The sequence below is a fragment of the Aeromonas sp. DNP9 genome, assembly GCF_001728955.1.
GTDB classification, from domain to species: domain Bacteria; phylum Pseudomonadota; class Gammaproteobacteria; order Enterobacterales; family Aeromonadaceae; genus Aeromonas; species Aeromonas veronii.
In genome coordinates, this window is sequence record NZ_LYSQ01000020.1 from 58,409 (window position 1) to 72,113 (window position 13,705).

The 13,705-nt window shown below is 58.6% G+C and carries 14 protein-coding genes; 5 read left to right on the top strand and 9 right to left on the bottom strand.

Going from position 1 to position 13,705, the window contains the following annotated elements; genetic code table 11:
- Positions 1-55: 55 nt before the first annotated feature.
- Together A9G06_RS14645 and arsC are read right to left on the bottom strand one after the other, a co-directional pair.
- Positions 56-439, bottom strand: coding sequence for a DUF2069 domain-containing protein (locus A9G06_RS14645; protein ID WP_005333836.1), 384 nt, complete (start codon positions 437-439; stop codon positions 56-58).
- Positions 436-786, bottom strand: a complete 351-nt coding sequence (arsC, locus tag A9G06_RS14650; protein WP_069555698.1) for an arsenate reductase (glutaredoxin) — start codon at positions 784-786, stop codon at positions 436-438. The genes A9G06_RS14645 and arsC overlap by 4 nt, the downstream gene beginning before the upstream one ends.
- A 60-nt stretch (positions 787-846) precedes the next feature.
- Here arsC and A9G06_RS14655 point away from each other — a divergent pair, with 60 nt between their 5' ends.
- Positions 847-1,338 (top strand): TlpA disulfide reductase family protein, encoded by a 492-nt coding sequence (locus A9G06_RS14655; protein WP_069555699.1) that lies wholly within the window; start codon positions 847-849, stop codon positions 1,336-1,338.
- A gap of 101 nt (positions 1,339-1,439) precedes the next feature.
- Here A9G06_RS14655 and A9G06_RS14660 read toward each other — a convergent pair whose 3' ends face one another.
- Entirely contained in the window at positions 1,440-2,894 is a 1,455-nt protein-coding gene (locus A9G06_RS14660; protein ID WP_005352930.1) for a M48 family metalloprotease, read from the bottom strand.
- A gap of 121 nt (positions 2,895-3,015) precedes the next feature.
- On the opposite strand from A9G06_RS14660, the gene A9G06_RS14665 reads away from it, so the two are divergent.
- From A9G06_RS14665 to A9G06_RS14675, 3 genes are read left to right on the top strand one after another with little or no spacing between them, the layout of a single operon-like run.
- A complete protein-coding gene (locus tag A9G06_RS14665) occupies positions 3,016-3,249 on the top strand; it encodes a sulfurtransferase TusA family protein (RefSeq protein WP_069555700.1) in 234 nt (77 codons plus the stop codon).
- A gap of 25 nt (positions 3,250-3,274) precedes the next feature.
- A complete protein-coding gene (locus A9G06_RS14670; RefSeq protein ID WP_069555701.1) occupies positions 3,275-4,345 on the top strand; it encodes an AI-2E family transporter in 1,071 nt (356 codons plus the stop codon).
- Between the two features lie 35 nt (positions 4,346-4,380).
- Positions 4,381-5,187: a MipA/OmpV family protein gene (locus tag A9G06_RS14675; protein ID WP_069555702.1), complete on the top strand. Its 807-nt coding sequence runs from the start codon at positions 4,381-4,383 to the stop codon at positions 5,185-5,187.
- Between the two features lie 111 nt (positions 5,188-5,298).
- Here the strand turns inward: A9G06_RS14675 and A9G06_RS14680 are convergent, their stop codons facing one another.
- Complete coding sequence (locus tag A9G06_RS14680; protein WP_069555703.1) at positions 5,299-6,099, bottom strand: alpha/beta fold hydrolase; 801 nt, start codon at positions 6,097-6,099, stop codon at positions 5,299-5,301.
- Between the two features lie 128 nt (positions 6,100-6,227).
- On the opposite strand from A9G06_RS14680, the gene ppk2 reads away from it, so the two are divergent.
- Positions 6,228-7,043 (top strand): polyphosphate kinase 2, encoded by an 816-nt coding sequence (gene ppk2, locus A9G06_RS14685; RefSeq protein WP_005361444.1) that lies wholly within the window; start codon positions 6,228-6,230, stop codon positions 7,041-7,043.
- Between the two features lie 112 nt (positions 7,044-7,155).
- On the opposite strand, the gene A9G06_RS14690 is transcribed toward ppk2, so the two are convergent.
- The 5 genes from A9G06_RS14690 to yejK form a co-directional block, all read right to left on the bottom strand.
- On the bottom strand, positions 7,156-8,292 hold the full coding sequence (locus A9G06_RS14690; RefSeq protein ID WP_005333867.1) for an ABC transporter ATP-binding protein: 1,137 nt from the start codon (positions 8,290-8,292) through the stop codon (positions 7,156-7,158).
- 68 nt (positions 8,293-8,360) lie between these two features.
- Positions 8,361-9,251 (bottom strand): maltose ABC transporter permease MalG, encoded by an 891-nt coding sequence (malG, locus tag A9G06_RS14695; RefSeq protein WP_005333868.1) that lies wholly within the window; start codon positions 9,249-9,251, stop codon positions 8,361-8,363.
- Positions 9,252-9,263: 12 nt separating this feature from the next.
- Entirely contained in the window at positions 9,264-10,916 is a 1,653-nt protein-coding gene (gene malF, locus A9G06_RS14700) for a maltose ABC transporter permease MalF (RefSeq protein WP_069555704.1), read from the bottom strand.
- Positions 10,917-10,991: 75 nt separating this feature from the next.
- On the bottom strand, positions 10,992-12,173 hold the full coding sequence (gene malE / locus A9G06_RS14705) for a maltose/maltodextrin ABC transporter substrate-binding protein MalE (RefSeq protein WP_005333871.1): 1,182 nt from the start codon (positions 12,171-12,173) through the stop codon (positions 10,992-10,994).
- Between the two features lie 408 nt (positions 12,174-12,581).
- Positions 12,582-13,643 (bottom strand): nucleoid-associated protein YejK, encoded by a 1,062-nt coding sequence (yejK, locus tag A9G06_RS14710; protein WP_069555705.1) that lies wholly within the window; start codon positions 13,641-13,643, stop codon positions 12,582-12,584.
- Between the last annotated feature and the right edge of the window lie 62 nt (positions 13,644-13,705).

The following is a 13,705-nucleotide window of genomic DNA, read 5'->3' on the forward strand; positions in this document are numbered from 1 at the left end:
CCCTCTGGATAGAGCAGCGTCCCCATAAAAAACGCCCCTTGCGGGGCGTTTGTCATCAGTTGGCTTCGTCTTTCTTCTTGCGAATGCTTAAGCCAAGTTCCCGACCACGCAGTCGGGCGTAATAGATGGTGCCGACAAAGGCGAGAGTGGTGAAGACCAGCTCCACCACCGCCAGCCACCGCTCCCCCTCATCCGTAGTGATCAGGGTGAGGGCATGGAGGAAATAGGGCATCAATACGAAGTTGCCCCAAGCGTGGGTGTAGGGGTTGCCCTGCACTATCCCCTTGAGAGGGAAGAGCAGCGGCACCGTCCAGATCACCGGCAGCAGCCAGGGGTTGAGGTCAGGATGGGGCGACAGCCACAGATGCCAGAGGATGACCCAGCCCAGCAGACCGAAGAAGCCGACCAGGGTCAGCCAACGTGCGAAGCGGGTGCTCACTTGAGGATCTCCTGCACCTGCTCCGGCGGGCGACCGATCCGGGCCTGACCAGTCTTGATGACAATTGGGCGCTCGATCAGCTTGGGATGCTGGTGCATGGCGCGAATAAGGGCATCACCGCTGACATCGGCCAATCCCAGCTCCTTGTAGAGCTCTTCCTTGGTGCGCATCAGCTGGCGCGGATCGTTAAAGCCGAGCAGAGAGAGCAGGTTGCGGATCTCATCTTCGCTCGGGGCCTGCTCCAGATAGAGCACCACATCAGGGGCGATCCCGTGCTGTTCCAGCAGAACCAGGGTTTCGCGACTCTTGGAGCAGCGCGGATTGTGGTAGATTTGGGTCTCGCTCATGGTAACTCCCTGATTAATCGCAAGATGGGACTAGAAACGGCGCTATTGTAGGGGAAAGTGATGGTCAGGGTAAGCGGCAGTGGAAAGGAATTGAAACGAATTTGTTGGCTGATTGTGGCTGGCCTGCTGGGCGCGTGCACACCCGCCCCCGAATTTACCGATGCAACAGGGCAGTCGGTCAGCCTGCGCCACTTTGCCGGCAAGCCGCTGCTGGTCAACTACTTCGCCCCCTGGTGCGCCCCCTGCCTGCGGGAGATGCCGCGCCTCAACGCGCTGGCAGCGGAGGGCCAGATCACCGTGGTGGCCATCAACTACGACCCGACCACGCCAGCAGAGCTGGACAAGCTGGCTGCGCAGTATCACATCAAGGTGCCGCTCCTTATTGCCAATGAAGATGCCAAGCTCCCCTTCCCTCGCCCAAGCGGGCTGCCTACCAGCTACCTGCTCGATAGTGAGGGCAAACTCAAGCAGACGCTGGTCGGCGAACTCGACCAGCAGCAGATCGAGATGCTCAAGGCGACCGCCAGCACCCCCAGCAACCTGAGTCACTAGCCCATCGCTGCTATCACCGTCCCCCACATCAACGCCACCGCCATAAACAACAAGGGCGCACCGTGGTGCGCCCTTGTTGGATTGGCCAATGCCAGCTGTCGTTAGCCCTTGAGGCTGTCGAGATCCTTCTTGGCCCGCTCCAGCTCTGTGATGCGCGCCTCCAGACGAGCCAGGGTCATCCGGTCGCTGGTGGTACCGCGCGCCACGATCAGCTCGTCGATGGCTGCCTGATAATCCCCGCGCAGTGCGAGCATCTCGGCCCGCGCCATATGCAGCTCGGTCATTCTGCCCGCCTTGCGATAGGCATCGGCCAGCAGGTTCCAGGCCAGATTGTTCTCCTCATGCGCACGGGCATAGGGGTCGAGGATGGCAATGGACTTCTTGTAGTTGCCGCTCTCGAGATAGGCGTTGCCGAGGTTGACCACCACCACTTCGTTGTCCGGCATCCGGCTGCGGAACTTCTCGAGGCGCGCGATGGCCTGGGCACTGCGCCCCTTGGCCAGATCGATGTCGGTCTGGGCATCGACGATAAAGAGATCTTCCGGATGACGGGCCGCCAGCTCCTGCATCAGGGTATCAGCCTCGTCGGTGCGCTTGAGCTGGATCAGCGCCAGCGCCTTGCCATAGATGGCGGCATCCTTGAGCGGATAATCCCCCTTCTGGATCCGGCTATCGAAGTAGCTCAGCAGCCCCTGCGGGGTATCGGTACCAAAACGAACCTGAATCCGCACCTTGGCCAGCCAGAAGTCGAGGCTGGGCGGCAAGTCGCGGCGGCCATAGCTGCCCGCCCGAGCGCGGGCCTCGCTGATCCGGGTCTCCGGCAGCGGGTGAGTGAGCAGCATTTCCGGCGGCTTGCTGGCGTAACGGTATTCGGCAGCCAGTTTCTGGAAGAAATTGGCCATCCCCATGGGATCGAAACCGGCATCATAGAGGGTCTTCATGCCGATGCGATCCGCTTCATATTCGTTGTCGCGGGTGTAGTTGATGGCCGATTGCATGGAGAGGCCCAGCGTGGTCTGCAGCGCGGCGATACCGGCAGTCGGGTTGATCACCGCCAGCGCGATGGAGCCCACCAAACCGGCCAGAGTCACCGCCGAGCTGCTCGCCTGCGCTTCCATATAACGGGCGATATGGCGCTGGGTCACGTGGGTGATTTCGTGAGCCAGTACCGAGGCCAGCTCGCTCTCGCTGTCGGCGTAGAGGAAGAGGCCGGTGTGCACCTTGACCCGCCCGCCGAGGAAGGCGGCCGCGTTGATGGTGGGATCATTGATGAGGAAGAAGGTAAACGGGAAACGCACCCCATCGGCGTTGGTCAGTAGTCGCTGACCCAGATCATCAATGTACTGGCTCAGCACCGGATCATCGATGATCGGCAGACCCGCACGGGCAAAGCGCATAAAAGCATTGCCGTAACGCACTTCCTGCTCGATGGGCAGGGCAGCAACCCCGGCCGTGCCGATGTCGGGAAGCTGATTGTTGGCCTCGGCATGAAACGTGGCGCCCATCAGGGAAGCCAGCAGGGGAAGCGATGCCATCAGGGGGGAAAAACGTGCCACGTTATCTCTATCTCCATCAGAAAGGGCCTCGGCAGAATACCCTTGCCCATCAAGGGCTACAAGCGTTGTTTCATGCTCTTATCACGGCCATAATAGCGGCCACCTGCCTGATGGAGCCCCCATGGAAGTTCTCGACCTGACCCCCTGGCGTTGCCCCGAGCCGCTGATCCGGCTCAAGCTCTGGTTAAGGGAGGCCCAAAGCGGTCAAACCGTCACCATCCGGCTGGCCGATGCGGGCTCCCGGCAGGATATTCCGGCCTATCTGCACCGTCAGGGCCACCATGTCGAGGTGCAGCAAGAAGCGGACAAAACCCTCTCTTTGCAGTTGGTTGTCGGGGCTAAACAACCATCTTGAGCCCCAGTGATGTAAGGATGCCGTCATGTTAGAAGTATTGAAGCACTGGTATCAGACCCGTTTTTCCGATCCCGATGCCGTTACCCTTTTCCTGTTGCTGGTGTTCTGCTTCACCATCATCTGGCTGTTTGGCGATCTGCTGGCCCCCCTGCTGGTGGCGCTGGTAATGGCCTATCTGCTGGAGTGGCCGGTCGCCCGGCTGCAAAAAGCGGGGCTGTCGCGCACCCTGGCCACCAGCGTCATTCTGATCCTCTTTATTGCGGTAGCAGTCGCCTCCTTGCTGGGTCTTATCCCGACGCTGGTCAGTCAGGGGATCAATCTGGCCAAAGAGGCGCCGGCCATGCTGACCCACGCTCAGGATTATGTCCGCACCCTGCCGGACAAATACCCCGAGCTCATCGACGTCAGTCTGGTGGAGACCGTCATCGACAATATTCGCCAGCGCATCCTCAGTGGCGGCGAGCATCTGGTGAGCGCCTCCCTCAGTTCGCTGGTCAACGTGGTGGCCATCATGATCTACCTCATTTTGGTGCCGCTGATGGTCTTCTTTATGCTCAAAGACAAGCGGGTACTGATGGGCAGCCTGCGCCGCTTCCTGCCGCGCAACCGCACCCTAGTCAACCGGGTGTGGGTCGAGATGAACAACCAGATCATCAACTACATCCGCGGCAAGGTGATCGAGATCCTCATCGTCGGCATCGCCACCTATGTCCCCTTCGCCCTGATGGGGCTGCGCTATTCGGTGCTGCTGGCGGTCGCGGTCGGCTTTTCGGTGCTGATCCCCTATATCGGCGCCGCCGTGGTGACCGTACCGGTCGCCATGGTGGCCCTGTTCCAGTGGGGGCTCACCCCCGAGTTCGCCTGGCTGATGGTGGCCTATCTGGTCATTCAGGCTCTCGATGGCAACCTGCTGGTGCCGGTGCTTTTCTCGGAAGCGGTCAACCTCCATCCGGTGGCCATCATCATCGCCGTGCTGGTCTTCGGCGGCTTGTGGGGATTCTGGGGGGTCTTCTTCGCCATTCCTCTCGCCACCCTGGTCAAGGCGGTGATCAATGCCTGGCCAAAACGTGAAGAGATGCCCGGTGCCGCAAAATAACCCGCATCCCCTGCAATCGTGACAACGGAGTGTCCATGACCTTTTTTCGTCAAATCAGAGCGGCAGGGCTGACGGCCCTGCTGCTCGCTGCCGCCCTGCCCGTCCGCGCCGATATCGATCTTGGCGCCATGGATCTGCTCACCAGCGACAACCCTACCAGCCCGGTGCCACAGGGCTTTGTCGCCGGTGCAGCGCTCATCGGGGGACAGGCCCGTTATGAAGCGCAGGACAACGCACTCTACGCCATCCCGGGCTTTATCTACTTCGGCGACGACTTTATGTTTCTGGGAGATCGGGCCCGCTACTACTTCCACAAGGATGAGAACGTCGCCCTCTACGGCTATGGCCGGGTTCGGTTTGGCAATCTGGATCCCGAGGATTCTCCGGCCTTTACTGGCATGGAGCAGCGCAAATGGCAGCTGGAAGGCGGGATCGGTGGCAACATCATCACCCCCTACGCCCTGCTGACCGTTCGTGCCAACAGTGATGTCACCGGCCGCAGCAAAGGACAAGAGCTGCTGCTGTGGGCCGACTTCCCCATCCTGCGCGACAACCTGCTGATCATGCCGGGGATGGGGCTGATGCTGCGCAGCGACAAGATGGCCAACTACTACTTCGGCGGCATCTCCGAGAGTGAAGCGACCGCCCAGCGGCCCGCCTGGGATACCGGCACTACCCTCTCCCCGATGGCGGCGCTCATCACCAGCTACCGCTTCAGCCCCAACTGGATTGGCATGTTTGCCATGAACTACGAATGGTATGATCGGGACATCAAAAATAGCCCCATCGTCCAGCACGATGGCGAACTCTATGCAGGCTTTGCGCTGGGCTATATCTGGTAACGGTTATTAGTCTTGAACCGTGAGGCACGACCAAACAAAAGGGAGCCCTCGGCTCCCTTTTTCACGACCATCAGGCTGGTAGTACAGCCTGCTCAAGCTGCCTATTCAGGCTTACAGCGCCGCCAGAAAATCGGCCAGCTGCTGATTGACGAAGGCCGGATTTTCCAGCGACGAGATGTGGCCAGCGGCCGGGATCTCCTTGAACGGGCAACCCAGCACCTCGGCCATCAGATAGCCCTCCAGCACCGGACGGGCCTTGTCTTCGCAGCCTGTCATCACCAGCGCGGGAGTGGTGACCTCCTCCAGCCACTCGATACGATCTTCGCGGGTCACAAAGCTGCGGCCCACCGCCACCATGGCGGCAATCTTCTCGTTTGGCCAAGCGGCCAGACGCGCCTTGAAATCGGCCAGCAAGTCGGCATCGGGCTGGTTGGCAAAGAAGATAGGCGCCACCTGTTCGATGATGGGCGCCGGCACGGTGCCGAGCTGCTCGATCATCGCCAGCATGCCGAGGTAGCGCTCGCAGGTGATCTGCGGTTCCAAGCCGACAAAACTATCCATCAGCACCAGACCCTTAAGGCGGTTTGGCACCATGCGCGCCAGCTCAACACCCCACATGCCGCCGATGGAGAGGCCCACCAACACGAACTCCTCAATGCCGAGGGCATCGAGTAGCGCCAGGTGATCCCGCGCCAGAGTCGACAGGGTGCAGCCACCTTCGGGGAGCAGGTCGGAATCACCGTGGCCCCACAGCTCGGGAACGATGCAGCGATAGCTGCCCTTGAGCGCCTCGATTTGCGGCGCCCACATGGCGCTGTCCCACAGATAGCTGTGGCCAAACAGCAGTACCGGCCCTTGCCCCTCGTCCAGATAGGCCATCCGGCGGCCCGCTATCTCCATAAAATGCTTCATGTTATCTCCTGTTGCCAGCGATGGGCGGGCAGTGTATCACGTCCCCCTTGGCAGGTGACGCCTCCCTGGTGCAAGCTGACAGTGACTCAAAGAAGTCACCCATGAAAGGATGCCAAAAGGAGAAGCCCATGGCGAAGGAGAAGAGCAAGAAGCGGCCACGTCTGGACAAGAAGTGCTACGAGCACCACCTTGCCCATCTGCAGGAGGAGCTGGTCAAGCTGCAGGAGTGGGTCAAGCAGGAAGGATTGAAGGTAGTGGTACTGTTCGAGGGACGGGACGCCGCCGGTAAAGGGGGCGTCATCAAGGCGATCACCGAGCCGCTCAACCCCCGGGTCTGCCGGGTCACGGCGCTGCCAGCCCCCTCCGATCGGGAGCGCTCCCAGTGGTACTTTCAGCGTTATGTGGCCCACCTGCCCGCCGCTGGCGAAATGGTGCTGTTTGACCGCTCCTGGTACAACCGGGCCGGAGTCGAGCGGGTGATGGGATTTTGCAGCGACGCCGAGTATCGCGAGTTTCTGCGTGCCTGCCCCGAGTTTGAGCGGATGCTGATCCGCTCCGGCATCACCCTGATCAAATACTGGTTCTCGGTCAGTGACGAGGAGCAGGAGAAGCGCTTTAAAGAGCGGATCAACACCCCCATCAAGCGCTGGAAGTTCAGCCCGATGGACTTGCAATCCCGCTCGCGCTGGGTGGAGTACTCCCGCGCCAAGGATGACATGTTCACCTACACCGACACCGAGGATTGCCCCTGGTTCGTGGTGGAGGCGGACGACAAGCGCCGTGCCCGCCTCAACTGCATCGCCCATCTGCTGAGCAAGGTGCCCTACGAGGCGATCCACTACGAGCCCATCAAACTCCCCCCCATCAAGACCGAAGGGTATGAGCGCCCGCCGCTGGCCAGCCAGACCTTTGTGCCCGATATTACCGCCGAACTCGAGGCTTGAACCGGGTTACCTTGCCTATCTGCATGTTCAGATCGCAGGCAATAAAAAGCCGGTCTGACGACCGGCAAAAAGGCATTGATTATTAAGAAAGGAAAACCAGCACAATAAAACATCAGGTACGGATATATTTGGCGGTACGGGGGAACGCCTGCTCCTTGGCATCGAACAGGTAGCAGGCTTCGGCCGGGATACCCACGCTGTAGGTCTGACCGGTCGCCACATCCACATCCGAGGTGGCCTTGACGGTAAAGTCGTGACCATCCACATCCATATAAACGAAGGACTCGGCGCCCAGGTGTTCGGCCACCTGCACGATCCCGCTCACCTTGCTGTGCGCATGGGGGTGATCCAGCGGCATCAGGTGCTCGGGGCGAATGCCCAGCTCCACCTTGTCACCCACAGCGCCACTGCGGGCATCGACCCGGGCACGCACGGTATCGCCAGAGGTCAACTTGACCAGGCACTCCTGCTCGCCAATCTCCAGCAACTCGCCCGCCAGGAAGTTCATCTTGGGAGAGCCGATAAAGCCCGCCACGAACTTGTTATCCGGGTTGTGGTAGAGATCCAGCGGTGAACCGAACTGTTCCAGGTTGGTGGCAGCTTCGGCCTTGAGCGGGCTCAGCACCACAATCTTGTCGGCCAGGGTCATCGCTTCCACCTGATCGTGGGTCACGTAGATGATGGTGGAGTTAAGCTCCTTGTGCAGCTTGGCGATCTCGATCCGCATCTTGACCCGCAGGGCGGCATCCAGGTTGGACAAGGGTTCGTCAAACAGGAATACCTGCGGCTGCTGCACGATGGAGCGACCGATGGCGACACGCTGACGCTGACCACCGGAAAGCGCCTTGGGCTTTCTGTCCAGCAGCGGCTCGAGACCCAGGATCTCGGCGGCGCGCATCACCCGCTTGTGGATGTTCTCCTTGTCCATTTTCTTGAGCTTCAGACCAAAGGCCATGTTCTCGTAGATGTTCATGTGCGGATAAAGGGCGTAGGACTGGAACACCATGCCGACGTTGCGCTCTACCGGCGGCACGTCGTTCATGTAGCGACCGCCGATGGTCAGCTCACCGCTGGTGATGTCTTCCAGACCCGCGATCATCCGCAGCAGGGTGGATTTGCCACAGCCGGACGGGCCGACGAAGACAATGAACTCCCCTTCCTTGATGGAGAGGTTGATGTTGCGCAGGGTGTCCTTGTGAACAGCCGGATCGTAATTTTTGCGAACGTTGTTGAGTACTACTTCAGCCATGACGAGCTCCGCTCTTGAATCTTTGCAAATCGTGATAGCGGGGGGAGTCAGCTCCCCCGGCCATAAACTTAACCTTTCACACCACCGGCGGTCAGACCGCCAACCAACCAGCGCTGTGCCAGCAGGAAGACCACTGTGATGGGGAAACCGGAGAGCACTGCGGCCGCCGCGAAATCACCCCACAGATAGTTCTGCGGATAGAGGTACTGCTGGGCCCCGACCGCCAGGGTCAGATTGTTCACATCCTGCAACAGGATGGAGGCCATGGGCACCTCGGTAATGGAACCGATAAAGGCCAGAATAAACACTACCGCCAGGATGGGCACCGACAGGGGCAACAGGATCAGACGGAATGCCTGCCACGGGGTCGCACCGTCGATGGCCGCCGCCTCCTCCAGGGAGGAGTCGATGGTCTCGAAGTAGCCCTTGATGGTCCAGACGTGGAGGGCGATCCCCCCCATGTACGCCAGGATCAGGCCACCGTGGGTGTTGAGACCCAGCCAGGGGATGTAGTCACCAATCTTGTTAAAGAGCGCGTAGATGGCTACCAGTGCCAGCACTGCCGGGAACATCTGGAAAATCAGCATGCCCTGCAGGATGGTGGACTTGCCACGAAAACGCAGGCGGGCAAAGGCGTAAGCACAAGTGGTGGAGAGCGTCACGATCATCAGGGCAGTGATGCCGGCGATCTTGATGGAGTTCCACAACCAGGTCAGCACCGGGAACGGCGGCGGCGTGATGCTGCCGTCGGCGTTGGTGATGGACATGCCCAGCGCCAGCTTCCAGTGATCCAGCGTCGGATTGGAGGGGATGATCTCCCCTACCGCGAAGTTACCGTTACGGAACGAGATGGCGATAACCATGATCAACGGGAAGATGATCAACGCCAGGAAGCCCCACATGACCAGGTGGGTTGCCCACACCCGGTATTTGACTGATTTGGGTTGTACGATTGCCATGTTGAAGCCTCCTTACAGCTGCTTGTCGGCTTTGGACAATTTCAGGTTGAGCAGCGCCAGCGCACCTACGATAAGGAAGATAGCTGTGGCGATGGCACTGGCCAGACCGTAGTCCTGACCACCCGATCCCTGGAACGCAATCCGGTAGGTATAACTCACCAGCAAGTCGGTGGTACCGGCCGGGGTGCTGGCGCCGATGATGTCGGGCGCACCGTTGGTCAACAACTGGATAAGCACGAAGTTGTTGAAGTTGAAGGCGAACGAGGCAATCAACAGCGGTGTCAGCGGCTTCATCAGCAGCGGCACGGTGATCTTGAAGAAGTTCTGCACCGGACCGGCACCATCCATGGCGGACGCTTCATAGAGATCTTCCGGAATGGCTTTGAGCAGACCCATGCAGAGGATCATCATGTAGGGGTAGCCAAGCCAGGTGTTGACAATCAGGATCATCACCTTGGCCAGGAAGGGGTTGGTATACCAGTCCGGCTTGATGCCAAACGCCGCTTCCAGGAACATGTTGATCTCACCGAAGTTCTGGTTGAACAACCCCTTGAACACCAGGATGGAGATAAACGCCGGAATCGCATAGGGCAGGATCAGCATGACCCGATAGAAACCGCGCCCCTTGAGCTCTTCCCACTGCACCAAACAGGCCAGCACCATACCGATAGCCAAGGTGAAAGCGACGGAGCAGGTTGAGAAGATCACGGTCCAGATGAAGATCTGCAGGAAGGGTGACTGGATGCCCGGATCGGTGACGATGCGCGCGAAGTTCTTCCAACCGACGCTCACCACAAAGCCCGGAGCAATACCCTTGCCGACAAACTGACCCTGTTCGTCGATGTACTGATAGAAGCCGGTCTCACCATTGGGCAGCATCAGCTCGCCATTCTGGGTATCACGCAGCAGGTTGCTGTCTTTGATCACCACGCCGGACTTGAGCACGGCACCATCCATCAGACGCGTGTAGTGCTGCTTCTGGGCGGCAAACTTGCGCAGACTGCTCAGGGTCAGGTGGGTACCGCCATCCGGCAGCACCAAATCAAGGTCACTCAGGTGAGTACGATGCTCAACAATGGCGCGGATCGGTGCGGCCTTGCTGGCCGCTTCGCCAGTGAAGGGCTGCAGCTCGACCACTTGCTGGGTGTTCTGCACACGGCCCTCGCGGGACGCCAGCTCACGGGCCTTGTTGGTCATCAGGGAAACAGGTTGGCTGATAAAGGATTGACCATCCTGTGTCAGCAGCAGCTGGAACTGGCCGTTGTCGCCACCCAGCAGAGTAAAATCGAATTCACCGCCCGCCACCTTGTAGGTTTTCTTCAGGTGGTAGTCCCGCGCCTGCTCCACGGAGAGCAAGTTGGACCCCGAATAGTTGGTGAAGGCAATGCCAATGGTGTAGGCAAGAGGGAAGATGATAAACACAACCATGCCCGCAACACCCGGAAAGATGTAGCGATGGGCATAGGTCTTCTTGTTCATGAAGACATACAGACCGACGGAAACCACCACCAGATCCAGCAGCGCGAATACCCACTCGCCACTGGCGTACATCATCACGGCTGCGTAGCCGTTGAGGATGGCAACCAGGGCCGCTATGGTCCACTTAAGCCAGGTGTGCTTATCCTTCGGACCGGCATAGGACTCAACAGAAGGTACTACTTCCATGCCAATTAACCTTTATAACGCCAAGAGAGATTTGAGAGAGTGGGAGGCCATGACGGCCTCCCGGGTAGTGCGTGCTTACTGAACGATACGCTTGGCAGCGGTATCCAGCGCTTCGTCAACACCCTGACGACCGGAGGTCACGTTCTTGAGGGCAGTTTCGAAGGAAGACCAGAAACGGCTCATCTCGGGAACGGATGGCATCGGCTCGCCAGCCTGGGCGTTCAGCATGGTGGCCTTGATGTGCGGATCGGATTCCAGGGTCTTCTGGAAGGATTTCAGCGCAACGGCACCCAGCGGCTTGTCGGCGTTAACCGGCGCCAGACCGGCATCGGTCAGCAGGTAGTTTTCCAGGAACTCGATAGCCAGATCCTTGTTCGGGCTGGCGGCGTTGATGGTGGCACCCAGTACGCCAACGAAGGCTTTGGCCGGCTTGCCGTTCAGGGTCGGCAGCGGCGCTACGCCGTACTTGATGCCGCTCTTGTCCAGGTTGCTCCAGGCCCAGGGACCATTGATCATCATGGCCACTTCGCCCTTGTTGAACTTGGCGTCCATCACACCGTAGTCGATGCCTTTTTCCAGGTGACCGGACTTGATCATCTCGGAGATGTAGCCCACGCCCATCTTGGCACCTGCGTTGTTCACGCCGGTATCTTTGACGTCATAACCGGTAGCGGTTTTCTTAAAGGCGTAACCACCGTTGGCAGCCACCAGCGGATAGCTGAAGTACGGGGTGTCATAAGCCCACATGATGGCGCGCTTGCCGTTTTTCTTCAGAGTCTCGTCAATCTTGGCGATCTCTTCGAAGGTTTTCGGCGGCTCGGGCAGCAGGTCCTTGTTATAAATCAGGCTGACGGCTTCCATGGCAACCGGGTAGCCATAGGTTTTGCCATCAACAGTCATGGCATCCCATGCCAGCTGTTCAAATTTGCCTTTGGTGGCAGCGTTCGGCGTTACCGGAACCAGCAAACCGGCTTTGACCCACTCACCGTAACGGTCGTGAGCCCAGAAGAAGATGTCCGGGCCGTTGCCAGTGGCGGCGGCTTGCTGGAATTTCACTTCAACCTGATCCGGGTGAGCCACAGTAACCTTGATGCCGGTTTCTGCTTCAAACTTCTTACCCACTTCAGCCAGACCGTTGTATCCCTTGTCACCGTTGATCCAGATGGTCAGCTGGCCTTCATCGATGGCAGCAGTAGCAGAGCAAGCGACGCCAAGAGTGGCCAGACCGATCAGGGATGACAGCAATTTCTTTTTCATGAGCCTTTCCTTGTATTAGTTCCGCGCTGTAAGAGCATTGTGTGCGAGATGAATATTATCCCAAGCGGCAAACGGCTCACATGACGCAACTCGCATTTTTGAAATGCAATTACGTATTTCCTTCCAGAAAGTTTTGAAAACATTTTCTTATTTCAGGGAATTACGGCCATTTATCGGCTTAATTCCAGACAACCACAGAATAATAATTACCAAAATGAAATAAAATTTCATTAATGAAAGGGTTTTCACCTCAATGAAAACCCTTTCAGGTGGTTTATTTTGTTTGATTTGTTAACAAAGTACCGCGCCAGTTTCGAGGTCTGCCCGAGCGCAATAAAAAAAGAGACCCCGCCGGGGCGGAGTCTCTTTTTGCCAGAAATGACGAGTTGATCACACTCGGGAGCATGACTACGACTGGCGCAGCAGCTGATCCTTGAGATTGGGCGGCACACCCTTGATGGTCAGGGTGTCGGTCTGGGGATCGTAAAAAATGCGGCTGTTCAACAGTTTCTGCTCGAAGCTCAACGTGAGCCCTCCGCCGGAGCCGACAAACTTGGTCAGGCCGCGCAGGGTAGATCGATCCGCCGGGAAGCGCTCTTCCAGCTCATACTCCTGACCGATAAAGCTGTAAAAATCGAGGTCACCCTCGCCGGCATCTTTTGCGGAGAGTTCTGCCGACAGCTCCTTGATCTCGATCTCTTCACCGGCACTCGCCTGCTCGGTGCAATATTTGAAAACCTGCTTTTTATAGTCATTGCGCTCTGCCGGTTCGAGCTGGCGACTCTCGCAATAATCTTCAACCGCCTGCAGCAACCCTTTATTCTGGATCTTGGCATCCATTCCTTCACGGGCACCGAGCAGATCCATAAAGAAGTCGCCCAGTTTGCGACCAATGCGTCCCTTGCTGAAGGTGATATAGCGGCGCGAATCGGCCTGAGTTTTCCATTCGGTCAAATCAATACGGGCCACCAGATTGAGTTTGCCGATATCCAGATACTGAATATGGCGCAATTCCAGCGCTTCGCTGACGGTGACGCTCTCCTTGCCCTCCAGCAGGGCAATCAGCAGATAATCGACCCCGACGTAGTTATATTTGGCAAACAGCAGCACCCCCTGCTCATCGAGGGCGTGCTCCACCAGCTGCTTGACCAGCATCTGGGTCACGGTGACCGAGAAGGGAACGAATTCGGTCTGCTCGTCGAGCAGCTGTTCGAGGGCGATACGAAACGCGGGTGAAGGCTGCTTGGGAGCATCGATGCCGTCGGCCAGCTCGGCGACGGCGGCCTCGGGGTCAGCAAAGAAGCCAAAGCCCTTGCCGCCCTTGCCGTTGTAGATCCGATGCAGTTCCGCCACCAGTCCCTGTACCGCCTCATCAGGGGGCAGGGTCTGGCTGCGGGTATCGGCGTGGGGTTGACCATCGCCGCCCTGGCGCAAGGAGTGAAGAATGATCTTGTCGATATCGAGACTCATGTCACAAAGCCATAGTGTTAGCCGAAAGGGTGAAGTATTATAAGGCGCTTTGAACCGAGATG

Coding starts and splice junctions, on each gene's coding strand:
- A9G06_RS14680 (WP_069555703.1), bottom strand. CDS start 6,099: ATGAAGCATTTTATGGAGATAGCGGGCCGCCGGATGGCCTATCTGGAC.
- malF (WP_069555704.1), bottom strand. CDS start 10,916: ATGGAAGTAGTACCTTCTGTTGAGTCCTATGCCGGTCCGAAGGATAAG.
- A9G06_RS14670 (WP_069555701.1), top strand. CDS start 3,275: ATGTTAGAAGTATTGAAGCACTGGTATCAGACCCGTTTTTCCGATCCC.
- yejK (WP_069555705.1), bottom strand. CDS start 13,643: ATGAGTCTCGATATCGACAAGATCATTCTTCACTCCTTGCGCCAGGGC.
- ppk2 (WP_005361444.1), top strand. CDS start 6,228: ATGGCGAAGGAGAAGAGCAAGAAGCGGCCACGTCTGGACAAGAAGTGC.
- malE (WP_005333871.1), bottom strand. CDS start 12,173: ATGAAAAAGAAATTGCTGTCATCCCTGATCGGTCTGGCCACTCTTGGC.
- arsC (WP_069555698.1), bottom strand. CDS start 786: ATGAGCGAGACCCAAATCTACCACAATCCGCGCTGCTCCAAGAGTCGC.
- A9G06_RS14675 (WP_069555702.1), top strand. CDS start 4,381: ATGACCTTTTTTCGTCAAATCAGAGCGGCAGGGCTGACGGCCCTGCTG.
- A9G06_RS14665 (WP_069555700.1), top strand. CDS start 3,016: ATGGAAGTTCTCGACCTGACCCCCTGGCGTTGCCCCGAGCCGCTGATC.
- A9G06_RS14655 (WP_069555699.1), top strand. CDS start 847: ATGGTCAGGGTAAGCGGCAGTGGAAAGGAATTGAAACGAATTTGTTGG.
- A9G06_RS14690 (WP_005333867.1), bottom strand. CDS start 8,292: ATGGCTGAAGTAGTACTCAACAACGTTCGCAAAAATTACGATCCGGCT.
- malG (WP_005333868.1), bottom strand. CDS start 9,251: ATGGCAATCGTACAACCCAAATCAGTCAAATACCGGGTGTGGGCAACC.